Genomic DNA, 23,747 nt, shown 5'->3' on the forward strand with positions numbered 1-23,747 from the left:
TTGCAAACAATAGCCTGCAATTATTGTTAGTGCAAAATAAACTTGCATGGAAACAATAAAAGGAAAGCATATTTTATTACTGGGTGCAACAGGTGGCATTGGCAGTAAAACGGCAAAAATATTGACGTCTGCAGGCGCCAATATTTTTTTATGCGCAAGAGACCGGCAAAAGCTTACCGCGCTTGCAAATGAATTAAACATTCCTGGTGCAAACGTATTTGCGGCAGATATAACCCGGCCAGAAGAAGTAACCTTACTGAAAGAACATTTTTTCAAAGTATTTAGCCAGGTAGACATACTTATCAATGCTTCCGGTATTGGCATCATTAAATCTTCTGACGTATTAACGCCGGAAGAATTTATGCAAACGATCAACATCAACCTGTATGCGCCTTTTCTTATTATCAAAGCTTTTCTGCCTGCTATGAAGGAGCAAAAGAAAGGCCTCATCATTCACATACCCGGTATACTCGGTAAAATACCAATGCTCGGGGCTGCAGCATACAGTGCATCCAAATACGGGCTAACAGGTATGTTGCAAAGTGTGCGGGAAGAAGTAAAGCGCACAGAGATACGTATAACCAATCTTTTTCTGGGCGGCGTCGATACACCGTTTTGGGACAATATAGACCTGCGTGTACAGCGAGATAAAATGGTGATGGCCGAAGAAGCAGCAAGAACCATCTGGTTTCTTTGTCAGCAACCGTCCAGTGCGGTAGTAAGCGAAATGGTTGTGCAGCCTTTCAATCACCAGGCTATATAATTTTTTATGGTGTAGCGGGCAACAGTTTTTCATGGCATCGCCTGTTGTGTCACTCACTTGTACTGTAATGCATGTGGCAGCATGGCGAATATTGAACTACGGATCGTGAATGGCCAACGAGAAAGTAGAATAAGCAAATAAGTGGCTGAGACAATAAGTAATGATTAATAAATAACGGGACATAATTGAGTTGAACCCGGGAAAGAAAAAGCTCTTAGTGATTATAGCGCAAACACATCTCCAAAGGAGATGTGCTTGCGCTGTTTTCTTGTATAATCTTCGCACCTGCTCCATAAAGTTCTGAACGTACAAATGAGTGACACAACAGGTGCTTCATATTTATTCAACAGCCGGCAACATAATTATTGCTTACTTACTGGCCGGAGATTTTCATAGTCTGGTATCCTGTAATGTCCACCTCTTTGCCACTTGTATTTACGTTGGTAGCCTCCAGCATAACTTCTTTGTTATTGGAGAGATCTTTGGTGATCATCTTTAACATAACACCATTGGCAATATCCTGCAGGTTGCCGAGCGCATTATTCCCGGTTTTTCCTTTTCCGCTGTTCATAGCCATCATCATACTTTTAGCAAAGTTTATATAACCCGCGTCAAGCTCAGTTGTAACCCAAACAAGCGATTCGCTTTCTGCGCTGGTTATCTTGTACTGGTCGCAATTGTAGCCCATTATTTTTTCACTTACACCGGTTTTTGTTACCTGGCCTTTTGGTGCAGATGGCTGATCTTCCCCGGTTTTTTTGTCTTTGTATTGTTGCTGAAATTTTCCGAAGTCCATTGTCATAACCATCTTTTGCGCCTGCATAATGGTAAGCATCTTTGTATTTTTTGTATCGAATATCATCAACACCATGTTGTTTTCTGCAGGTTCCATGGCGGCGTAATCGCCATCGGAGAACCACATGGTTAATTTGTTACCTGCCTTTTTAGCCCCCTCGCTGATGCTGTACGTAATACCTGTTTTAAAGTTAAACTTTGTAACGTCCTGGGCTTGCAGTGCTGCCTCAGGTGTAAAGAAAAAAAACACGCCGGTAAGTAATGCTAAGCCAACGCTTTTGGTACCGGTTAAGCGCATTGTTTTCATAAATCAGTATTTATTAATATTAAGGTACGTGTAATTTAAATGGGATCAATCTGTTTCCAAAGTTTCAAAAGGTAGTTTTAAATGGAACGTGCTGCCTTTACCAGGCTCACTTTCGGCGTATATATTTCCGCCATGTTTTTCTACTATTTGCGCGGAGATATACAAGCCTATGCCCAGCCCGTCGAACACATGGCTTTGTTCTTTTATGCGATAATAACGTTCAAAAATTTTATCAAGGTGTTCAGCATTTAAGCCAATGCCATAATCTGTAACCGCCAGGTGTAAAAAACTGTCTTCAACCGTGAGGCAAACCTGTACTTCTGAAGAAGAGGGCGAATATTTTACAGCGTTTGAAAGCAGGTTTACGATCACTTGTTTCATCCGGTTCTCATCGCCATACACGATAACAGCAGGGTTGCCCTGTTTGGAGATGTTGTGCGACCGCGTATGTTGCAGGAAATCGTAAATGGTTTCATTCAGCAGTGCGTTAAAGTTAAAACGGCTGTAAAAGTAGGTAAGGCTGCCATTCTGAATTTTGCTGATGTCGAGCAGTTCCGCAATCATCTGCTGCATGCGCTCAATAGCATCAAGCGCTTTCATGGTATATGTTTGTACGGCCCTTGTGCCGGAATCGCTTAAAACATGTGAAAGAATTTGTATATAACCTTTTGCAACTGTTAATGGTGTTTTTAATTCATGGCTGGCAATACTCATAAACTCATCTTTCTGCTGCTCTTTCATTTTATGATCATGAATGTCTATGCACGTACCGATCCACATAATTATTTTTCCTTCACTGTTTTTATGTGGTGTTGCTTTGGTGTGGTGCCAGCGGTATTCGCCGTATTTGTTTTTTAGCCGGTGTTCAACCGCCCACTCTTTTTCTTCCTGCTGAGAAACTTCCCAGTATTTCCTGTTTTTTACAAGATCTTCGGGATGTATATAATCTGCGTTCAGGTTTTGCAACGACTGGGGAACGAGGCCAAAATACAGGTAGGCAGATTCGTTGATATAGGTTAGCTGGTGGTTGCTGTCTGTAACCCATATCAGCTCAGTGATATTTTCTGCCAGTAACCTGAAGCGTTGTTCATTTTCTTTGAGTGCTTCTTCCATCGACCGGCGTTCCGTAATATCAGTATTGGTGCCAAACCACTGCATTATTTCGCCTTTTTCATTTCGTAATGGAAAGGCTCTTGAGAGAAACCACCGGTAATTGCCGTCTTTTCCACGCAGGAGAAAGGTGTCTTCCCAATCATTGCCGCCATCAATGGCTTCTTTAAAGCGTTTCACCACGCCTTCTACCATAGCAGGGTGATGTATTGCCTGCCAGCCCCAGCCCTGCATTTGTTCCAGCGTGGTACCCGTATAATCATACCATCGTTCATTGTACCAGTAGATCCAGCCATCTGGCTGCATCATCCACGCAAGTTGTGGAATAGAATTAGCCAATGTTCTGAACTGTACTTCATTATCAGCTATTTTTTTCTCTGCAATCTTCTTTTCCGTAATATCCCTTGAAACAGCAATGATGCTTTCAACATGGGCGTCTTTGTCTGTTATAGGCGAAACAATGATGTTCCACCATTTTGGTGTGCCTTTAAAAGTGGCGCAAAATGCTTCGAAATGAACCACTTCGCCATTCTTTGCACGCTGTACTGCATCAAGAATAATATTTTGATATTCATCGCCCCAGAGTTCCCACCAGTATTTGTTTTTTACAATATCAAAATCTTCCAGTTCCATGGCGCAACGGCCATTAAAATTCATAAATGCTATCCGGCCATCCTGGTCCAGGATCTTTACACAATCGGGGCTGCTTTCAAGCAGGTGTTTATTAAACACATCGGCATGTTTGGTGGTCACCTCTTTGGAGATGACCATGATAGCGTATACTGCACCATTATCGCTTTTAAGTGGCTGGTAAATAATGTCGAAATAGCCGGTGTCAAGCGTGCCGTTGCGTATAAACTGTGCGGGAACATCTTCTGCATTGTATGTAATACCCTGCTGGTATACATTGGTAAGAATATCTTTAAAATTCTGCGATTTCACTTCCGGGAAAATATCAAACAATGGCCTGTTGATCGTTTCGGCCGCAGACCGCTGCCATATCTCCAGGTTTTTTTTGTTGGCAATTTTCACGATAAAGTCCGGGCCCTCCAATACCGAAAACGCGATCGGTAACTCTTCCATGATATGTGGTAAATAATCGAGCGAATTGATAAAAGTCATGAGGGGAGTGGTATATACATTAAAAGTATAATAATTATTTATTTTGCTATCATTAAAAATAGCAACGAAACAACAAGCTTTACAAACCTTTTGTGCAATAAACCTGTATCAAAACCATGAAGTTTCCCGGTATGCATTCAGCAGGCACAATTATTTGCTATGCATAAGTTTGGCATAAAATTCTATTGTTGCTGCCAAACACTCGATATGAAATTGCTGACCTGTTCATTACTGCTGGCGCTGGTGTTAACCACAGCCAAAACCAACGCTCAAAATGAATACCTGCTGATGGAGTTTGTAAAGATGAAACCTGGTATCACAGATACGGCTTCTGTAATGAATTATATACGTAACAGGGTAGACGTGCAGGAGCAAAAATTTAAAGCTGTTATACGCAGCACAGTCTGGCAGCCGGTTAATCCTGCCAGGAATAAAAACCAGTACGATTATGTTATTGTAACCAGTTTCAAAAATTTTACAGACTGGTTGTCTGAATACAAAAATGTAGATTCGAAAGGTGTTTATTACAGCCTCACAAAAGGCCGGCTGGATAGTACCAGCATGCGTAAAAATGATTCATTCGATATTATTTACACGCCCATTTACGAGATGTTTGCAGAAACAGATATGACTTCCGCACCCGGCTTAATGCTTGTTAAATACGTCAAAGCAACACCTGGTAAAGAAATATCTTACGAGAACCTGCAAACCGGCGACTGGCTTACGATTCACAAAGACCTTATTAAAAAGAATTTTGAAGCAGGTTATAACTTCTGCAGGCTTATCTTCCCGGAAGCCGGCGGCGACTTTAACTACACCAACTTTATCTATTTCAAAGACGATGCTATGTTTGAGAAGCAGAATGATATAGACTACGATCCTTATATGCGTGCCAACCAAAGTGCTTTTATCAATGCAGGCAACCTGAATAAAGAAATCTTTTCAGAAATGTTTAGCCTGGTAGCTGTGGTAAAACAATAACTTTAAAAAAATGCACGTCATGAAACGAATGCTGATCTCTTGCTTGTTTGCGCTTTGCTTTGTACCTCTTTCTGCGCAAACAAAGTTGCTGACCGCAGAGCAGGAGCAGGAGATTGCAAAATTAATTGACCAGTATTCCACTGCAAGAGCAACAAACGACACCGTATTACTAAAATCTATCTTATCTGAAGACGTCGATCAGCTTGTTTCCACCGGCGAATGGCGCAGCGGTATGCAAAGTGCGGTACAGGGCATGCTCAGAAGTACTGCAGCCAATGAAGGGAAAAGAACGCTTACAATCCACCAGGTAAAGGCATTAACAGTTCACAGTGCTATTGTTGACTGCAGGTACCAGGTACAAAGCAATAATAACACCATGCGAAACATGTGGAGCACATTCATCGTAGCCAAACAAAACAACGTCTGGAAAATATGTGCTATCAGGAACATGCTGCCCGCTGCTAACTGATTATTCGTTTTTGTTTTTAATCTTTGCGCATGCAAATTTTCCAGCAAACATTGTCACTTGCGCAAAGGCCACGAGGCTTTCATTTAATTACGAACGAAGTATTGCGTGCTCTGCCTGACATAAAAAAAATACGCAAAGGATTTTGCCAGGTTTTTATTCAACATACATCAGCTGCTCTTACCATCAATGAAAATGCAGACCCCACCGTACGGAAAGATTTTGAAATGTTCTTCAATAAAACTGTGAAGGAAAATGATCCTGATTATGCACATGATTATGAAGGGTCAGATGATATGCCCGCACATCTGAAAGCTTCTTTGCTTGGCGCTTCTGTAATGATACCTGTTATAAACGGTGCACTGGCATTGGGTATATGGCAGGGCATTTATCTCTGCGAACACAGGAATCACGGTGGCAACAGATCGATTGTGATTACAGCCTGGGGAGAGTAGCTGTTAACGCAGCGCTTCAAAAATATACCTCGCCTGGCTCCAGAATTCATCCAGCGAAATCATACGTGGTTTAAAAAATGAAATCAATTCGGGCCAGTCCGCTTAGTTAAATACACTTACGTCGTTCAGTGTTGTGCCAATCGTACTTATGGTCTTTCCATTTTCGTCATGCGTATGCAACATCCATTGCCATTCTTCGGCAAGTGCATTGTGCAAAAGGGTTTTTAATGCTGTAAACTGCTCAAAAAAAAGTGCCTGCATGGAGGGGTCCTTATGAGTAAGTTCAATGCCAATCGTTGCCCGCTTGTTATCGGCATGCATCCTGAAATAGATATCTTTTTCACCGGTCTTGTAATTGATCCAGTTAATATGGTCTCCATCTGCAGATAATACAGGCTGCATATATTGTCCAAAGGCTGTCCAGAAAGCCTGCTTTAACAATACGGCATCTTTTTTAGCATACATGCTGCAAAGATAATAAGGAGATAATGTAGCCGGCTGTGTTGCTGCTATGGAGCTTTGGTTGTGTCACTCACTTGTACTGCTATAACATTATTCAGCATCGATACACTGCCTGCGAAATCCTTCATGCCACAACCACAATAGCAGCGCATAAAAATGCTTTTCTCATCCCATGAAAATGATATTACAAAAAACCAGGTAACATTATCTTAACGCTGGGGTAATAAACACTTAACATGCTTTTGATTTTGTGCGCAGGCACCAACAATACTTTTGCGCAAAATAACTGCTGATGATCTCTAAAACGCTGTGTTTCTTTATTGTATGCCTGTTAGCTGCAGGATATGTAAATGCGCAAAACGTATCGCTGGTTGTAAAAATAACCGACGAGCAACACCTTAATCTTCCCGGTGCCACAGTAACGCTGAATAATAACAGGTATGTCGCTATTTCCGATAAAACGGGTGCAGCCACTTTTACTGCCATACCGCAGGGTTCTTACCAGCTGGTGATAAAATATATTGGCTACAGTGATTACACAAATACCGTGGTGGCCGATAAACGAATCAATGAAGTAGAAGTTACCTTAACAGCGGGTGTACAGGAATTGAAAGGCGTTGTTGTACTTGGCGACCGGCTTAAAGGACAGGCGAAAGCGTTAAACCAGCAGAAGAACAGTGGTAACATCACGAATATTATCAGTGCAGACCAGGTAGGGCGTTTTCCGGATGCAAATATTGGCGATGCTATAAAACGTGTGCCCGGTATAACCATGCAGAACGACCAGGGCGAAGCCAGGAATATTGTTGTAAGAGGTATGGGCCCTGAATTCAATTCCGTGTCTTTAAACGGCGAGCGTATTCCTTCTGCAGAAGGCGATAACAGGCGCATACAAATGGACCTGATACCAGCCGATATGATACAGACAATTGAAGTAAACAAAACACTTACTGCTGATATGGATGCCGATGCCATCGGCGGTTCTGTAAATCTTGTTACCCGTGCAGCGCCCAATGGCCTGCGTATATCCGGTACATTGGCTGGTGGTTATAATCCTGTAAGAAAAACATTCATTGGTACCGGAAGTTTCATTCTTGGCAACAGGTTTTTCAGTAATAAATTAGGTGCAGTACTTAGCGGCTCGTACAATAACAATAAGTATGGATCTGACAATATAGAAGCCACATGGGCCAAAGATGCAAATGGTAAAGTGTTTGTTGACGATAACGATATAAGGGTGTACGACGAGTGGCGTATCCGCAGAAGCCTTTCTCTTTCGCTCGACTGGAAACTAAACCCGGTGAACACCATCTACCTTACCGGCATGTATAACTGGAGAGACGACAGGGAAAACCGTTTCCGCCTGCGCCATCGCTACAGGGGCGATGAAGAAGATTATGCAGATGATCTTATCTATGACAACAATGGAAATATCACCGGTTACAATAATGGCGAGGTATTGCGCCAGACAAAAGGAGGTATCGATAACGATCGTGTACAGGAACGCAGGCTTGAAGACCAGCGTGTGCGTTCACTTTCATTGGCCGGCGATCATTTGCTTGGAACGCTTAAGCTTGACTGGTCTGTGCAATATGCCAAAGCTTCTGAGAAAAGACCAAATGAAAGGTATATATCTATGGGTTTGAGAGATATTACTATTTCGCAGGATATTTCAGACGAGACAAGACCATTGATGACGGATGCGACCCCGCTGAGTGATTATACAAGATTAAACGAACTGACAGAGCAATTCCAGGACCAGTACGAAGAAGACATCAATGCAAAACTTGGTTTCAGTATTCCGTTATCTGTCGTAAAAAATCAAAAAGGTAATTTGTTGTTTGGCGGGCGTTTACGACATAAAATAAAACAGCGCAACAACAATTTCTTTTCATACGAGCCGATTGGTGACAATGAAGGTAATTATGCCAACATTTCCCTATTCCCATTAACAGATAAAACCAACAGCAACTTTTATCCGGGTAATAAGTATGTTGCCGGCTCATTTATAACACCCGGCTATTTAGGCAAAGTAGATCTTGCCAACAGCAATCTTTATGAGCAGAGCGATGAGCCGGGCGAATATCTTGCCCAAAACTTTACAGCGAAGGAAGTGATAACAGCCGGTTATGCAGAGCTAAGACAATATTTCACCAAGCAGTTTTCTGCGAATATTGGTATACGCGTTGAAAACACTGCCATCAATTACACAGGTAATATTGTAGAAGATGAGGAAGACCTGAAGGGACAGTCATCGTTAAAGAACAGCTATGTAAATGTACTGCCTGATGTAAACCTTCGTTACCAGGTTTCGAATAACTTTATTTTAAAAGCTGCATGGACAAACGGCATTGCCCGCCCGAGGTATTATGATCTTGTTCCTTACTTTAACATTAATCCAAATGATCTTGAGCTAAGTGTTGGTAACCCGGAACTGGAGCCGGTGAAGTCAATGAACTTCGACCTGATGGCAGAAAACTATTTTAAATCTGTAGGCCTTGTATCAGGCGGGGTGTTTTATAAAAAGCTCAACAACTTTTTTTATACTTACATTGATAACAATTTTACCCGCAGCGACTTTGCCCGGGCCTTTCCTACGGTTGATAACCCGATAGAAGAAGGAGACAACTGGGATTTCTCTCAAAGAAGAAACGGCGATGGTGCAACTATATGGGGCGCAGAAGTTGCCTTTCAGCGCCAGCTTGATTTTCTCGGTGGTTTCTGGAAAGGATTTGGCGTATATGTAAATTATACGTACACCCATTCCAAGGCTGATGGTATTTATAACGGAGGAGAACTTGTACGCAGCGATGTAAAACTTCCGGGAGCGGCGCCGCACATGTTTAATGCATCGCTTTCTTATGAAAATAAGAAGGTAGTGGTACGCCTGTCAGGAAACTTTACTTCTGCGTATGTAGATGATGGTGATGACGCAGGATATAATGAAGATGCATTCTTTGACCGCTACTACGATAAACAATTTTTTCTCGATGCAAATGCGTCTTATGCTTTTACACCCAAATTGCGTGTATTTGCTGAAGCAAATAATTTAACCAACCAGCCTTTGCGGTATTACCAGGGTGTAAAAGACAGAACCGCACAACTGGAGTTTTATGGTCCGCGTTTTAACCTTGGTGTAAAATTCGATCTCACCAAAAAATAATTGTTGTTGGCGGCTTGTATGCTTTGCATGAAACTGTGATCGGATCGCTTCAGCCGCCATAAAAAGGGAACCCTGAAACGAGCGTGGCAACAGGCGATGCCACAAGGTTCAAATGCCGGTTACAGCACAAAAAAAATCCTGCACTATAACGGGTATAGAATATGAAAAGAACGTTTGAATGTATCTTGTTTGTTTACTTTTTATGTTGTGCGTGTACCAATATAAAAAAGCAAACGGCAGGCGTTAATGAACAGGTACTGAAGCCTGCAGTAGTTACTGATACCGTGATAGAAGATAGTGATGATCCTGCTATATGGATCAACAAACAGGATGTAAGCAAAAGTTTTATACTTGGTACAGACAAGAGTAACGACAATGGTGGTGTATATGTTTTTGACCTTGCAGGTAAAATTAATGAAAGCCTTACGGTGAAAGGACTTAAGCGTATAAACAATGTAGATGTAGCATACGGTTTGCAACTGGGGGGCAGTAAAACAGATATTGCTGTTGCTACAGAAAGAGGCACTAACCGCATACGTGTTTTCAGCCTGCCAGGTATGAAGCTGGTTGATGGTGGCGGTATAGAAGTATTTAAAGATGAACAGGAACGCGGCCCTATGGGTATAGCATTGTATACACGGCCTGCAGACGGAAGTATTTATGCCATCGTGAGTCGGAAATCCGGCCCGTTGCAGGGCTACCTTCAACAATATCTTTTGCATGATGATGGCACCGGCAAGGTAACAGGCGACCTTGTAAGAAGCTTTGGAACTTACTCTGGTAAAAAAGAAATAGAATCTGTTGCAGTAGATAATGAACTTGGATTTGTGTACTACTCAGATGAGCAAACAGGCATCAGGAAATATTTTGCAGATCCTGCAAAAGGTAATGATGAAATAGCAATGTTTGGCAGCGGGCAATTCAAAGAAGACAATGAAGGTATTTCGATCTATCAGCTTACCGATACTACCGGTTATATTCTTGTATCTGACCAATCCGCGAACCGATTTAATATTTATCCCCGTGAAGGCAACCGCCACCAACTGCTGGCCTCGGTGGCTGTAAGCACCAACCAGAGTGATGGTAGTGATGTAACGTATGTAAGCCTGCCGGGCTTTGAAGGTGGAATGTTTGTGGCGATGAGCACAGATAAAACATTCCAGTATTACCGCTGGACAGATATTGCTTTGAAGGCGGGATTAAAAGTCCGTAAATAAGGTTGTTGTATAGTATGAAAGATTATCTTGCCGGTAATTTTAACCTTTACACATGACCAACGCTCTTAAAAAACTCAGCAGGTTTTTATGCCTGTTTTACTTTTCTTTTTCTGCTTACACCTTACATGCCCAGTCGCTGCCCGTTTACATTAAGCAGATCAGCAAAAAATTTAATGCAGAGGAAGCCACTATTCGTATAAACAATAAGCTGGCAGATTACAGTGCACTTTCAGGCATAGCAGATACATTGCTGCTAAAGGTTGAACTGTATCAGAAAAAAGAAGCTATTGCCTTATATGGCAAAGAGGAAGGCCGCAATGGTGTGCTGCTTGTAACACTACGCAAGCATGCCGATGAAAGGCGCGGCACCCCGCAATACATTTACCATAAAAACGGAGACTCTACTTATTGTGAGCAACAAACCCCCGCCACACTGGATCATGATACAACCGGCAAAAGCTGGTTAAACTTCCTGGTTAAGAATCTTAATGCAGCTGCGCCGGTTGATGCAGGTAGTCCACCCGGTTTGTACATCGTTTATATAACATTTACTGTTGATGCAGAAGGAAATGTTACAGATTTGCAGATACCGGAAGATCCCGGTTACGGCACATCTAAAGAAGTCAGGCGTTTAATGAAAACATCTCCCAAATGGCAACCTGGCACATGTAATGGAAATATTATTCTTTACCGTGCCATTCAAAGGGTAACGTTTATGGTTAATGAAGGATAAGTTGTTTGCTGACTAATTGTGCGCAAAGCGGTCAATTGTTGCAAGTACTTCATCAATATCAAGCGGCTTGGGCAAAAAGCCGTTAGCGTTACAAACGCTGATAAACGCACCCACTTCTTTATTGGCAGAAATAATAATAGCCGGTGTTTCAGGCTGCAGTTCTTTTATTTGTTTGCAAATATCTATGCCGTTTTTTCCTTTCAGGTTTACGTCGATCAGGTAAAGCATAGGTGGTGGTGCTTCCAGGTCAAGACCATCTCCGTTATAATCAGCATTTACCTGGTAACCATGTTTGCTGATGTATTGTTTCAATACCATCAATGTTGTCGTATCATCTTCAATAATGTGTACCAGTTTATTCATCGGTTTGGCTTTTGATAAGTACGCTGCAACGTGCGTTGCCTGTACAATAAGAGGGTAAACTTAATTGCTTTTTATATGCCATCGTTAAAGTGAAACATATAAATGATCGGTGAATATGATACGCAGCAAAGAGCCCGGCAATTGCCAGGCTCTAAGTTTGGTATACCTGTTACCGTTACCTTCTTGCACAGTCGCAGATGACTTTAACGTTGCTTCTCGCGGGCTGCTTCATCGTTATCAGTTTTATTGGAATCATCCGGAAACTGCGATAACGGAGCCTCCTTTGTTACTTCGTCTTTAAGCGTTTCTGCGATATCTGTTGTAATAAGATTTTCTTTATTGTCATTATCCGGTGTTACTGCATTAATGTCTATTACTTCTTTTGTATGCCTTACCTTACCGGAGTTATCAGATGAATCTTTCATATGGCTTGTTTATTATATAAATATTACAAATTATACGCCATACAATTGCTCGGAGATAAAGAATGCATGATAAAGACAAGTACGATCAGGTTAGATATTGAATATAAAAAGATATACATAATTTAATACATACGGTTGTAACTTTTAAGGATTTGTGTAGATTAATTGCAACAATGCAAGTAACATATTTCACATAACTGGTGTGGTCGTGTAGAAGGAGATGGTGTTTGTCATATACGCCGGGTTTGTTAACTGCCCGTTTCGGTTGAAGGCGATTTGTATGTACCCGGCAGCAGTAATAAAATTCAGCTTCTGTTGCGTCGCACACTTCAGGGTTCCACTTTCATGGCAACAGGGCGCCGCACTAAGCAACTGTACATGTATAAAGCGGCAAGATGTAGGCATGTGCGGCATTAGCCCGGAAATGACGCTCTAATGTGTCTTCATCATCCACCAGCCTTTATCAAATAGTTCGTCTGCTGCTATAGTAAGCCCCTCGTCCGGGCTTGTACTGTTTTGAGGTACCAGGGTAATGTAATTTTCATTTTTACCACTCACTTTATATATTGGCGTATTACCGGATACAGGATGCCCGTTGGCAATCAGGGTACCTGTTTCTACTGTATCTATTTCAGATAAGGTTGTTATTTGTTCCCACATAAAATGTTTCAGCTCAAATATCATTCCCCTGTACGGCTATGCGTAGCAGGAAATAAATGTTTGGGGTCCCTTTTAAAACCAGTATTCATCCTCTCAATATTGTATACTACGAAATATCTTCCGGGGAGATATTCAATGTTGCGGCAATTTTTTCCTTTGATGGTTTAAGCAGGAAGAACAGGAATATTCCGCCGGCAACGAATGCCATCATTTCAATCACCTGCGTGAGCATAAAAGCAATTATGGCAAAGAGTACCGGCCCTTCTAATAAAGCACAACGGATAATAAAAGCAGTTCTGTAAACAGTCAGCCGCGTCTGTACATCTGGAACTGATTGAGCGTTCCTGGTTTTGGAATTAAACAGCATGTTTCCCCCTAATCTGCCTGCTATGATCAAAGCAGGTACTGCGATAAAAAAGATATTGCCAAAAGCGGTAAAATTGCCTGCACCGTAACCTGACAACACCAGGAAGCCAGCCATTGCTGCAAAAATAACCTGGCCTGCAAGAAAAGCGGTGAATAGTGTGTTCAGCGTTTTAAAATAGTTTGTTGGTTGCATTATTTAACTACAAATATTAGAGATTGATTTGGCCCGTAAAGCACCATCCTTCAGCGGTGCATCCATTGAACCTAACCGGGGATTTTCTTATGGGCATTAACCAGGATCAATGTTAACGAAAGTACAATAAAAATCAGCTAAGCTTCAAATGACATAAAAATGTCGTTTAATTGATAATCGTAAAAGCATCGTTAAAGCGTTTTTTGGAGGTGATTATTGGTTAAACCTGCACGTATTTTGTACGTCTTAGTTGTATAAAAACCGAATATTATGACAAGCGAAATACAACAATCTTTACGCATGCAATTAAAAGAAGCAACAAAGGATTTGACTTTCAGAAAAGCATTTAATAAAATGAATCTTCATGAATTGAAAAGGCTGAAATCAAGAAAAAACCTTTTAATGTTTTCTATGGTTTATGGTGCTACAATCATCGTCTTAGCCGCGTTAATTTTCTAATTGTAACAGGTAGAGGATATAATTAGATGCAAATAGCCCGGTTGCTAAACTGGCAAAATAAAAAAGACCGTTTAAAAACGGTCTTTTTTATTGACTACTGTAGTGTTTGGCAGGCACAAAAAAAATAATATGTTCCCCAAATTGTCTAACAATAATTGAGAAAAATAAAATTATGCGTAAACGGTTCCTCAAACTCCGTTACAAAAGAATGTAGGCAGTTCAGGTTTTGCCGTGGCATGAATTATGAAGCATCTAGTAAAAATTGATAACCATGGAAAAAGCATCTTCAAAAACAACGACAAAAAAATCTACCCGTAGTGCCGGAGCAAAAACAAATAAAGAAATGAGCCCTGTGCTGCATGAATTTTTTGTAGACGAACTAAAAGATATTTATTGGGCAGAAAAGCATTTGACAAAAGCGCTTCCTAAAATGCAGAAAGCGGCAACATCAAAAGAACTGCAGGAAGCGTTTGCCACACACCTTGAGCAAACTAAAGTACAGATCGAAAGATTAGAACAGATTTTTGAATCATTGGGAGAAAAGGCTGTTGCAAAAAAATGCGAGGCTATGGAAGGCATTGTTAAAGAAGGAGAATCTATTATTGAAGACACAGAAAAAGGCACTGCAACAAGAGATGTAGGTCTTATCCTGGCTGCTCAAAAAGTAGAACACTACGAAATTGCAACTTACGGTGGTTTACACCAGCTTGCAGTAACAATGGGGCACGATGAAGTTGCCGGTATACTGGAGCAGACATTGAATGAAGAGAAAGAAACTGATCAGTTGCTTACAGGTATTGCGGAAGAGCATGTTAACTACGATGCCAACAGCGAAGGATAAACCTCGCTTTGAATACCGCATTAAATTTAAAAGCCATTGAAAATTTTCAATGGCTTTTTTATATTGATTCTGATAACCCTCCTAATGAACATTTATTTTTCCCTGCACACCATCATCCATTGTTTTGCCTGTAACAACAGCAGTAGCTATTTTAACCAGTGATACAAACTTGTTGCTTTTTGTATCCCAGTAATAGGTGTCTTCTGGAATAACCTGGATGATAGACACTTCCGGATCGTCTATGCCCTCAGTAAACCATGCCTTGGCCATTGGTGTCCATATTTCTTTTGTTTTTTCCCTGTCGCGCATAATTACTGCACGCCCGTACACGCTTAAGAATTCGGCGCTTGTTTTATTAGAATAGAAAAGTTGCACCTCGTCATTATCCCGTATCTCTTCGTTCTTGTCGCTTGAGGCCTTGCTCAGGAACCAGAGGTTTCCTTCATCGTCTACTTCCTGTGTACTCATCGGTCGTGCAGACATCGGGCGTTTATCAAGATTTGTTACAAACATGCATATATCTGCCGACTCTGCCAATGCCTTTAATTTTTCTATCGCTTCTTTGCTGTATAAATTTTTTTTGTCTCCCATAATTCATTTTTTATGATATGTGCAATTGATATGCCTAAAACATGAAGGCCATAATCAGCGTATTAATGTCTTAACCATTGTAATAATTGCTGATGCATCTATGCCTGCTTCGTTTAAAAGTTGATCTTTTGTACCTGACTGAGAAATTTTTGCCACAGCCATTTTGTGCACGGTACATTGTTCGCCGGCTAAAGCAGCAGCAATAAAATCTCCAAGCCCGCCGTGCATAAAATGGTCTTCAACCGAAACAACGATTGGCTGTCTTGTTTCTTTGGTGCATTGCAGCAATGTTTTTTTGTCAACAGGATTGATGCAGTAGCAATCGACAACCCTGATATTGATTTTTTCCTTTCGTAGTTTTTCCGCGGCGGCCAGTGCTTCAAAAACTGTTATGCCAGACGCGGCAATCGTTAATACATCATCAGATGAGCTTTTAAGTATTTTAGAACCGCCGATGGTAAATTTTTCTTCTGCACCATAAAGTACAGGTGTTTTTGGCCTGAGTGTGCGTATGTAAACAAACCCGCGATGGTTCAACATAGCCGGTACCAGTTTTTCCGTTGAAACAGCATCAGCAGGCTGCAAAATGACTGTACCGGGTACTGCGCCAAACAATGCAATATCTTCCAGGGCCATTTGAGAGGGACCATCTTCACCTATGGACACACCAACATGCGAGCCTGCGAATTTGATGTTGGCTTCAGAAACCCTCGCCATTCTTACCTGGTCTGCAGCTCTTGTAAGAAACGCACCAAAGGTTGCCACCACGGGTATTTTGCCAATTCTGGATAGACCCACTGCGGCGGATACCATATTTTGTTCGGCGATGTAGCATTCGACAAAGCGTTGTGGGCTGGCTTCCATAAAATTTTCTGTGAAGGTTGAGTTTTTTACATCTGCATCCAACGCGTAGATCAGGGCTGCATTTTTGCCAATACCGGCCAACACCTCACCAAATACTTCACGTGTTGCATATTCCTTCTCTTTTTCAAAATGCATGGGTGATGAAATATTAATTCTCGAGGCTTTCGAGATTTTGCTTTTAGCGGGTTTACGAATGTCGAAGCTTAACTGATCACTGACATTGCCCAGTTCTTTCAATGCTTTTTTGAGGTCTTCTTTCTTAAGAGGCTTACCATGCCAGCCATCTTTGTCTTCAAGGAACGAAATGCCTTTACCCTTAAACGTACTGGCTACAATGGCTACAGGCTTACCGTTGCTGTTCCTGTTGGCTAAAGACAATGTGTTGTCTATTTCTTCCAGGTTATGGCCATCAATAACAAATACATCAAAACCAAATGCACGAAATCTGTTGGCGTATTCATCTACATGGTGGCCAAACATTGTTTCGCCACTTTGGGCCAACCTGTTGATGTCGAGTATGGCCACGAGATTATCCAGCTTATGAAAAGAGGCAAAGTTTGCTGCTTCCCATACTTGTCCTTCTGCAAGTTCGCCATCGCCGCAAAGCACATAAATATGGTTGTTGATTTTTTCCCTTTTTGATGCAAGCGCAATGCCCGCCCCAACAGATAACCCCTGGCCTAAGGAACCTGTTGCTGCATCAGCAAACTCAAAACGTGGTACGGGATGGCCTTCGAAACGGCTGTTGAATTTGCGCAGTGTTTTTAGTTCTTCCAGCGGGTAGGCACCGCACATGCCAAACAGTGCATACAGCAGCGGTGCAGCATGACCTTTGGAGAGTATGAACCGGTCGTTGTAAATATTGAGCGGCTGGTCTATGTCATAAGTGAAATACCTGTCGAACAATACCGCAGTTATATCTGCAGCAGACAGGCAGGATGTGGGGTGACCAGAACCTGCTTCTGTAGTGGAGATCATTGACCATTTACGCAATAAATTCGCCTTTTGCTGAAGTGTAGCAGTATCTTTCATTGATTATTTTTTCGGTGAAGAATGTGTTAGCGTAACAAAATGAACAATTAAGGTGCCAGCGTTTTTTATTAATATGTTACTGCCTGTAAAAAACAGCAGGCGGAGCATGTTTACCCGTGAGCTTTCATGGTTAGGTCGCATGGAGGAATAGCGGTAATTACGCTGCCATCTTCGCGGTTGCTCCATAAAGATTCATCAGCTGAAGTGTGCGACGCAACAAAAGCCCGATAGCAGTATTGCTGCCGGGTACACAAAAATCTCCCAACAAAATAACGGGTAATGTTCACGGTACAAATTCCTGCCGTGGTGTAAACATTTCATACAGAAACGGGCTAATTTTATCAGATGTCGTTTTCAAACAGTATAACTGAATTATTCGGTATTCAATACCCCATAGTCCAGGCAGGTATGATCTGGACAAGCGGCTGGCGACTGGCTGCTGCAGTAAGCAATGCCGGTGGGCTTGGTATAATAGGCAGCGGCAGTATGTACCCCGCTGTGCTGCGCCAACATATTCAGCAATGCAAAGCTGCAACAGATAAGCCTTTTGGTGTAAATGTGCCATTGTTGTACAAAGACATAGATGCGCATATACAAACCATTATTAACGAAGGAGTGAAAATTGTATTTACATCTGCAGGTAACCCCAAAACATTTACTGCTTTGCTTAAGCAGCACCATATAAAAGTTGTGCACGTGGTAAGCAGTAGCATTTTTGCGAAGAAAGCCGCCGATGCAGGTTGCGATGCGGTGGTGGCAGAAGGCTTTGAAGCAGGTGGCCACAATGGCCGCGAAGAAACAACTTCAATGGTATTAATACCTGCTGTAAAAGCTGTAGTAAATATACCCGTTATAGCAGCGGGCGGCATTGCCACCGGCAGGCAAATGCTGGCGGCAATGGTATTGGGTGCAGCGGGTGTGCAGGTAGGCACCCGCTTTGTTTGCAGTGAAGAAGCATCGGCCCATGTAAGTTTTAAAGAAGCCGTGCTTGCGGCAAAGGAGGGAGATACAATGCTCAGTATGAAAAAGCTGGTACCGGTACGGTTGCTGAAGAACGGGTTTTTCACCGCCGTACAACAGGCCGAGTATGCAGGCGCAACCGCAGAAGCACTGCAAACATTACTGGGCCGGGCAAGAGCCAAAAGAGGAATGTTTGAGGGAGACATGGCAGAAGGTGAGCTGGAGATAGGGCAGGTGAGTGCATTGGTCAATACTATTGAGCCTGCGGCCGATATTGTTAAAGGTATCTGGACAGAATTTTCGGCGGCACTGCAAAATCCTTTGCAGTAATTTTTTATATGTAACTTTTTTTACTTAGCATAGCACATTATTTACCTCCCGTAAAAATTGCTTGCCTGTATGGTTGAATTTAAGTCGGTTAACGAGTTCAGGCTTAAAGGTGGAAAATACTTCATGCCCTGCATTTCCATAGACTGTGTAATTTTTGGTTTTCATGCCGGCCAGTTAAAAGTATTACTGCTCACCATTGCCAATTATTCCAGTTGTGGCCTGCCTGCCGGCTTTATTTACAAAGAGGAACACATTGACGCTTCGGCCAAACGCATCTTACTGGAACGAACAGGGCTGAGTGATATTTTCCTGCAGCAGTTCTACATATTCGGAGATCCCAAGCGGTGCGATGAGAATATTACCAAAGCTGTTTTTGAAAAGGCCGGTATAACGGCGCCTGCCGATAACTGGTTACTACAAAGGTTTCTCACGATTGGCTATTATGCGCTGGTAGATTTTGAAAAGGTCAATGCCAAACCCGATTATTTTTCCGAAACATGCGAATGGTACGATATAGACAACCTGCCACCGCTGGCAATGGATCATGCGCAGATTGTGCAAAAAGCACTGCTTACATTGAGAACCCACCTGAGGTACGAACCCGTTGGCTATAACCTGCTGCCGGCAAAGTTTACCATGCCCGAACTGCAAAGCCTTTATGAAACGATTTTAGGCCAGAAACTTGACCGCAGAAATTTTCAGCGCAAAATGCTTTCTTATGGGATCTTAAAAAAACTAAAGGAGCAGCGTAAAGGTGTTGCGCACAAAGCGCCCTATCTCTATTCTTTCGATCTGCGCAAGTACCACAAAGCACTGGAAGAGGGTTTTCAAAGCGCCTGGTAATATCACCCGCGGCCATCCCACGTTTTTTTAAGATGGGCCGGGCAACAATTACTACTATCAGGCACCTGTTGCGTCGCACTCTTCAGCGCCATATTTCTTTTCAGCAAGTGCGAAGATTGTCGCGAAGCCTGCAAAAACCTGTTGACAGCAGCTATAAAATATTGTTAAGGGCTTGAAACTCTGCGCAAAAATGATAACTTTACTTCACCAAACTACTGCATCATGAAAAACATACTCATTTGTTTTCTTTTGCTGTTTTCAACCAACATTGCGCTGGCAACGGGTGCAAAAGATTGTTCAAACTGCATTTTTACGGGCACGGTGGTAGACGCTGTTACAAAAAAGCCAGTTACCGACGTTATGGTCATTGCCCGTGGCATTGAATCAGGAGACGAACAAAAATTTACCACAGATCAGAATGGTCAATACAAAATACCAACACTCCCTGCCGGCACCTATATCATTCGTTTTGAAAAGCATAGCTATAAGGCCTGCGAAAAGAAAAACCTTTCGGTAAAGAAAAACACTACCGGTATAAAGATCAATATAGAGCTGATGTATGATGAGGAAGAGCAGGAAGAAGATCATCACAACTGGTTACCAAAATATAATATTCTGTAAAACCGCGCTTATACCAGGTTTTGAAACATATCCGGTTACCCATTTTCGAATTGAATTCCCGCCCTTTTGCAATTTTTAAGCATTCTGCTCGTTTTTTAACTGAACTATTCCCTGTACAATGTGCTCGAAGTGTGTTTAAAATATTACAAAATATTCTATTTGTTCTTTTGCACGCAGAAACACCCTTTTCGGCTTAATAATCTTTTTGGAACAACAAAATACAAGAGTACATTTGCACACAATTTAAATAACCAGTAACTCAATGAAAAAATTGACTTTCTACACCAAATCTCTGCTCTACCCTGTTTTGTTTCTTTTTCTCATCTCATTTTTTGCAACATCCTGTAAAACCGAACGTATCGCGATTTTAAAAGACATTCCTGATACAACTTCATTGAGATATATTCCACTGGCAAAGTACACGCCACCTACTGTACGGGTGGATGATATATTAAATATTGTTATTCAAACACTTGATCCTCAGGCTAATACAATATTAAACCAGGGAAATCTTCCCGCAACTTCCGGTGCGGTATCCGGCGGCTCTGCCGCGCAGGCTGTTATTTCAGGCTACCTGGTAGGTAAAGATGGTTCTGTACGCATGCCTTACATTGGTACAGTGCACGTAGCAGGTTTAACCACAGAACAGATCAGAGATACTGTAAGTAACAGGATCGCTTTCTATTTTAAAGACCCTGTAGTCAATGTTCGTTTTGCCAACTTTAAAGTTACTGTGCTCGGCGAAGTTAAAAACCCGTCTACTTTTCTTATTCCCAATGAAAAACCAAGCATCATTGATGCGGTGGGCCTGGCGGGAGATATAACGATCTATGGCAGACGGGACAACGTAATGCTGATCAGGGATTATGAAGGACAAAAAGAAATTACCAGGATTAACCTTGATAGTTCAAAAAGTGTAAGCTCTCCTTATTTCTTCCTTCGTCCAAACGACGTAATATATGTAGAAGCCTCTGCTTCTAAAGTGCAGAGTACAGATGCCTACAGAAACCGCAACTACTCCATTATTGCTGCGGCGTTGGGTTTCCTTACAATATTATCAGCAAGACTATTGTTTAAATAATATTCACCTGTATTTCTTTCATAAGTCTGTTTTCAGACTATACAACTAATTGGTTTTAGCGACTATTTATAAACTATATACTTTATGCAAAGCAACAATAAACCTAATGATAATACCAATGCTGGTATTGTGGGTTTTAACAATGGGGAGGAAGGTTTTGACTTTAAATACCTGGTAGCAAAGGTTGCCGGTAACTGGAAATGGTTTCTACTTTCTGCCATTTTATGTGTGGGTCTGGCTGTACTATATATAATGTACGCTATCCCTACATTTACAATCAGTGCAAGGGTGCTTGTAAACGGTGCTAACTCAGGTAAAATAAACAGTGGTATCACCGAAACATCTATGTTAAGCGACCTCGCGTTGTTCTCACAGCAAAACGATGTAAACAATGAAATCCAGGAATTATATTCCAGGACGCTTGTAGAAAAAGCAGTAAAAGACCTGCAGCTTAACGTATCATATTGGGCGCTTGCCGGTGTAAGGTTTGCAGAAGTATATGATAAATCTCCGTTCTTTATAGATCTGCTGGAACTGCGTGGCGGTTTGGAAGACCCGCTGGCATGGGATGTACGTATCATTGGTGACAGCCTGAAATTTATGGATGATTATACACCTGATCAGTTCAGGATTAGATTTGGCGATACGGTAAGAAAGAAATTTTGTACGTACGTGGTGAGAAAAAATCCCGCTTCTCCGGAAGTGAAAGATTCCACCTTTCCTTTGGGTTTAAGAATACTGACTTACCCGGCCACAAACTACACTTACATGGAGAATTTGTTGGTTTTTCTTACGGCAACCAACACTACTATGATGGATGTTACATTTGATAATTCAGTGCCGGCCAAAGGTGAGGATTTTCTTAACTACCTTATAAAATCGTACATAGATACAAAAGTGCGTGCTAATAATGCCATTGCTGATAGTACCATCAGGTTTATTGACGAGCGTATTACCGGCGTTGCACAAGAGCTAAGCAATGTTGAAAGCAGGGCTACCAATATTTTAACTTCCGGAGGTATTACAGACATCAACGAAGAGACACGCGTATTAACCGGTGAAAAAAGTGAGGCCAGTGCTGCATTGTCCAACTACAATGCGAAAGTACAGTCTGTGGATATGATCAACCGCTACCTGAACGATCCTACACGTATCAATGAGCCCCTGCCAACCAGTACAAACATTGATGATCCTACGTACATTTCCCAGGTGCAGAAATACAACAGCCTGCAACAACAGAAAGAAACAGCTTTACAGACCAATACCGTGAATAACCCGGTTATTATTAATCTTGATAACCAGATATCGGTTACCCGTGGTATTTTAAAGAACATTCTTTCTACTTATAAAGAATCTCTAAACTATACATACAATTCTCTTGCCGGCAGAAATGCAGAAGTGCAGGGCCGTGTGTCAAGAGCACCAATACAGCAGCGTCAATATCTCGAAACATCGCGCAGGCAGGAAGTTTTGCAGCAGTTGTATGTTTACCTGCTTACTGTAAGAGAGCAGACGGCTGTTACCAAATCAAACAACATAGAACCGGTAAGAATAATAGATGCACCCAAAGCAGGCGTGTACCCGTGGTGGCCTAACAAGATCATTGTAATAATCGCAGCAATATTTCTTGCTTTGGTTATTCCTTCTGTTGCCATTCTTATAGGCGAATTAAACAGCAATAAAGTAACCACACCAAATGATATTACTGCAGCTACATCTACACCGGTAATTGCTGAAATAAGTGCCAGCAAAAATGGAAAAGCCATTGTTGTTACAAAAGACTCCCGTACGGCTGTGGCAGAGCAGTTCCGCACCTTGCGTACAAGTCTCTTGTCTAAAGTGGCAGAGATATCAAACGGCAAACCCGGTGGTAAAGTAGTAATGCTTACATCCACTGTGAGTGGAGAAGGTAAATCTTTTGTTACACTCAACACAGCGGTAACCCTGGCGCTTGCCGGTAAAAAAGTATTACTCGCAGATTTTGAATTGCGTAAGTCTCAGTTAGGCACAGTGTTAAACCTCGATGATTCCAAACATGGTATTGCAGAATACCTGGAAGAAAATGGCTCACTGAATGAAGCAATTGTTCCGTCTGGCATCAATGAAAATCTCTGGATTCTGATGTCGGGCACGTTAGAGTCTAATCCATCAGAAGCATTGTTGAATGACCGTATGAAAGTGCTGTTTGAAGACATGCGGAACAAATTCGACTACATTGTGGTAGACACACCACCGGCTGCTATAGTAACAGACGCGCAGGTTATCGGCGTGTATGCTGACATTACCCTTTACGTGGTAAGGCAGAAATACACTTACAAAAAACACGTAGATGTTATTGAAGATCTTAAACACAACAGGAAGCTTAAAAACATGTATGTAATTCTGAATGACGTTAAACCTGTTCCGGGTTATAACCAGGGTTATGGTTTAGGTTTCAGGTTCGATGAAGATCATGGTTATTATACACAGGATGATGCCAAAGACAAGAGGCCTTTCTATAAGAAGATATTTCCTGATACAGAAGCATAAATTATAAGGAATAAA

General features: G+C 41.8%; 23 protein-coding genes. 14 read left to right on the forward strand and 9 right to left on the reverse strand.

What is annotated here, in order from left to right; translation table 11 throughout:
• The first annotated feature begins 46 nt into the window (after positions 1-46).
• Positions 47-763 (forward strand): SDR family oxidoreductase, encoded by a 717-nt coding sequence (locus I5907_RS11320; protein ID WP_196990820.1) that lies wholly within the window; start codon positions 47-49, stop codon positions 761-763.
• Positions 764-1,136: 373 nt separating this feature from the next.
• Here I5907_RS11320 and I5907_RS11325 read toward each other — a convergent pair whose 3' ends face one another.
• Together I5907_RS11325 and I5907_RS11330 are read right to left on the reverse strand one after the other, a co-directional pair.
• Complete coding sequence (locus I5907_RS11325) at positions 1,137-1,865, reverse strand: DUF4412 domain-containing protein (protein WP_196990821.1); 729 nt, start codon at positions 1,863-1,865, stop codon at positions 1,137-1,139.
• A gap of 45 nt (positions 1,866-1,910) precedes the next feature.
• Entirely contained in the window at positions 1,911-4,097 is a 2,187-nt protein-coding gene (locus I5907_RS11330) for a PAS domain S-box protein (RefSeq protein ID WP_196990822.1), read from the reverse strand.
• Between the two features lie 207 nt (positions 4,098-4,304).
• Between I5907_RS11330 and I5907_RS11335 the strand changes: the two genes are divergently transcribed.
• The 3 genes from I5907_RS11335 to I5907_RS11345 are packed head-to-tail and all read left to right on the forward strand — an operon-like array spanning position 4,305 to position 5,999.
• Positions 4,305-5,078, forward strand: a complete 774-nt coding sequence (locus I5907_RS11335) for a hypothetical protein (RefSeq protein ID WP_196990823.1) — start codon at positions 4,305-4,307, stop codon at positions 5,076-5,078.
• Positions 5,079-5,097: 19 nt separating this feature from the next.
• Entirely contained in the window at positions 5,098-5,547 is a 450-nt protein-coding gene (locus tag I5907_RS11340) for a DUF4440 domain-containing protein (protein WP_196990824.1), read from the forward strand.
• A 29-nt stretch (positions 5,548-5,576) separates the two neighbouring features.
• Positions 5,577-5,999, forward strand: a complete 423-nt coding sequence (locus I5907_RS11345) for a secondary thiamine-phosphate synthase enzyme YjbQ (protein ID WP_196990825.1) — start codon at positions 5,577-5,579, stop codon at positions 5,997-5,999.
• A gap of 102 nt (positions 6,000-6,101) precedes the next feature.
• Here the strand turns inward: I5907_RS11345 and I5907_RS11350 are convergent, their stop codons facing one another.
• Complete coding sequence (locus tag I5907_RS11350; protein WP_196990826.1) at positions 6,102-6,464, reverse strand: DUF4268 domain-containing protein; 363 nt, start codon at positions 6,462-6,464, stop codon at positions 6,102-6,104.
• 289 nt (positions 6,465-6,753) lie between these two features.
• Here I5907_RS11350 and I5907_RS11355 point away from each other — a divergent pair, with 289 nt between their 5' ends.
• From I5907_RS11355 to I5907_RS11365, 3 genes are all read left to right on the forward strand, one after another.
• A complete protein-coding gene (locus tag I5907_RS11355; protein ID WP_196990827.1) occupies positions 6,754-9,624 on the forward strand; it encodes a TonB-dependent receptor in 2,871 nt (956 codons plus the stop codon).
• A 161-nt stretch (positions 9,625-9,785) separates the two neighbouring features.
• Complete coding sequence (locus I5907_RS11360; protein ID WP_196990828.1) at positions 9,786-10,841, forward strand: phytase; 1,056 nt, start codon at positions 9,786-9,788, stop codon at positions 10,839-10,841.
• 52 nt (positions 10,842-10,893) lie between these two features.
• Positions 10,894-11,574 carry an energy transducer TonB gene (locus tag I5907_RS11365; RefSeq protein ID WP_196990829.1) on the forward strand — a complete coding sequence of 227 codons (681 nt, stop codon included), beginning with the start codon at positions 10,894-10,896 and terminating at the stop codon, positions 11,572-11,574.
• Positions 11,575-11,586: 12 nt separating this feature from the next.
• Here I5907_RS11365 and I5907_RS11370 read toward each other — a convergent pair whose 3' ends face one another.
• The 4 genes from I5907_RS11370 to I5907_RS11385 all read right to left on the reverse strand — a co-directional run bounded on the left by I5907_RS11370 (position 11,587) and on the right by I5907_RS11385 (position 13,581).
• Positions 11,587-11,937 (reverse strand): response regulator transcription factor, encoded by a 351-nt coding sequence (locus tag I5907_RS11370; protein ID WP_196990830.1) that lies wholly within the window; start codon positions 11,935-11,937, stop codon positions 11,587-11,589.
• Positions 11,938-12,140: 203 nt separating this feature from the next.
• On the reverse strand, positions 12,141-12,362 hold the full coding sequence (locus I5907_RS11375) for a hypothetical protein (RefSeq protein WP_196990831.1): 222 nt from the start codon (positions 12,360-12,362) through the stop codon (positions 12,141-12,143).
• 432 nt (positions 12,363-12,794) lie between these two features.
• The gene (locus I5907_RS11380; protein ID WP_196990832.1) at positions 12,795-13,022 is read right to left on the reverse strand and encodes a hypothetical protein; all 228 of its coding nucleotides are present in this window, start codon (positions 13,020-13,022) and stop codon (positions 12,795-12,797) included.
• Positions 13,023-13,128: 106 nt separating this feature from the next.
• Positions 13,129-13,581, reverse strand: coding sequence for a hypothetical protein (locus I5907_RS11385; protein WP_196990833.1), 453 nt, complete (start codon positions 13,579-13,581; stop codon positions 13,129-13,131).
• Between the two features lie 270 nt (positions 13,582-13,851).
• On the opposite strand from I5907_RS11385, the gene I5907_RS11390 reads away from it, so the two are divergent.
• Positions 13,852-14,040, forward strand: a complete 189-nt coding sequence (locus tag I5907_RS11390) for a hypothetical protein (protein ID WP_196990834.1) — start codon at positions 13,852-13,854, stop codon at positions 14,038-14,040.
• 271 nt (positions 14,041-14,311) lie between these two features.
• Complete coding sequence (locus I5907_RS11395; RefSeq protein ID WP_196990835.1) at positions 14,312-14,881, forward strand: YciE/YciF ferroxidase family protein; 570 nt, start codon at positions 14,312-14,314, stop codon at positions 14,879-14,881.
• Between the two features lie 81 nt (positions 14,882-14,962).
• Here I5907_RS11395 and I5907_RS11400 read toward each other — a convergent pair whose 3' ends face one another.
• Positions 14,963-15,472: a pyridoxamine 5'-phosphate oxidase family protein gene (locus I5907_RS11400; RefSeq protein WP_196990836.1), complete on the reverse strand. Its 510-nt coding sequence runs from the start codon at positions 15,470-15,472 to the stop codon at positions 14,963-14,965.
• Between the two features lie 54 nt (positions 15,473-15,526).
• Positions 15,527-17,368, reverse strand: a complete 1,842-nt coding sequence (locus tag I5907_RS11405) for a transketolase (RefSeq protein ID WP_196990837.1) — start codon at positions 17,366-17,368, stop codon at positions 15,527-15,529.
• Between the two features lie 345 nt (positions 17,369-17,713).
• Between I5907_RS11405 and I5907_RS11410 the strand changes: the two genes are divergently transcribed.
• The 5 genes from I5907_RS11410 (at position 17,714) to I5907_RS11430 (ending at position 23,732) form a co-directional block, all read left to right on the forward strand.
• Entirely contained in the window at positions 17,714-18,658 is a 945-nt protein-coding gene (locus tag I5907_RS11410) for an NAD(P)H-dependent flavin oxidoreductase (protein ID WP_196990838.1), read from the forward strand.
• Positions 18,659-18,727: 69 nt separating this feature from the next.
• A complete protein-coding gene (locus tag I5907_RS11415; RefSeq protein ID WP_196990839.1) occupies positions 18,728-19,501 on the forward strand; it encodes an NUDIX hydrolase in 774 nt (257 codons plus the stop codon).
• A 222-nt stretch (positions 19,502-19,723) separates the two neighbouring features.
• A complete protein-coding gene (locus I5907_RS11420; protein WP_196990840.1) occupies positions 19,724-20,122 on the forward strand; it encodes a carboxypeptidase-like regulatory domain-containing protein in 399 nt (132 codons plus the stop codon).
• A 262-nt stretch (positions 20,123-20,384) separates the two neighbouring features.
• On the forward strand, positions 20,385-21,203 hold the full coding sequence (locus tag I5907_RS11425) for a polysaccharide biosynthesis/export family protein (protein ID WP_196990841.1): 819 nt from the start codon (positions 20,385-20,387) through the stop codon (positions 21,201-21,203).
• Positions 21,204-21,287: 84 nt separating this feature from the next.
• Positions 21,288-23,732: a GumC family protein gene (locus tag I5907_RS11430; protein ID WP_196990842.1), complete on the forward strand. Its 2,445-nt coding sequence runs from the start codon at positions 21,288-21,290 to the stop codon at positions 23,730-23,732.
• The last annotated feature ends 15 nt before the right edge of the window (positions 23,733-23,747 follow it).

The sequence above is a fragment of the Panacibacter microcysteis genome (assembly GCF_015831355.1).
Classification (GTDB): domain Bacteria; phylum Bacteroidota; class Bacteroidia; order Chitinophagales; family Chitinophagaceae; genus Panacibacter; species Panacibacter microcysteis.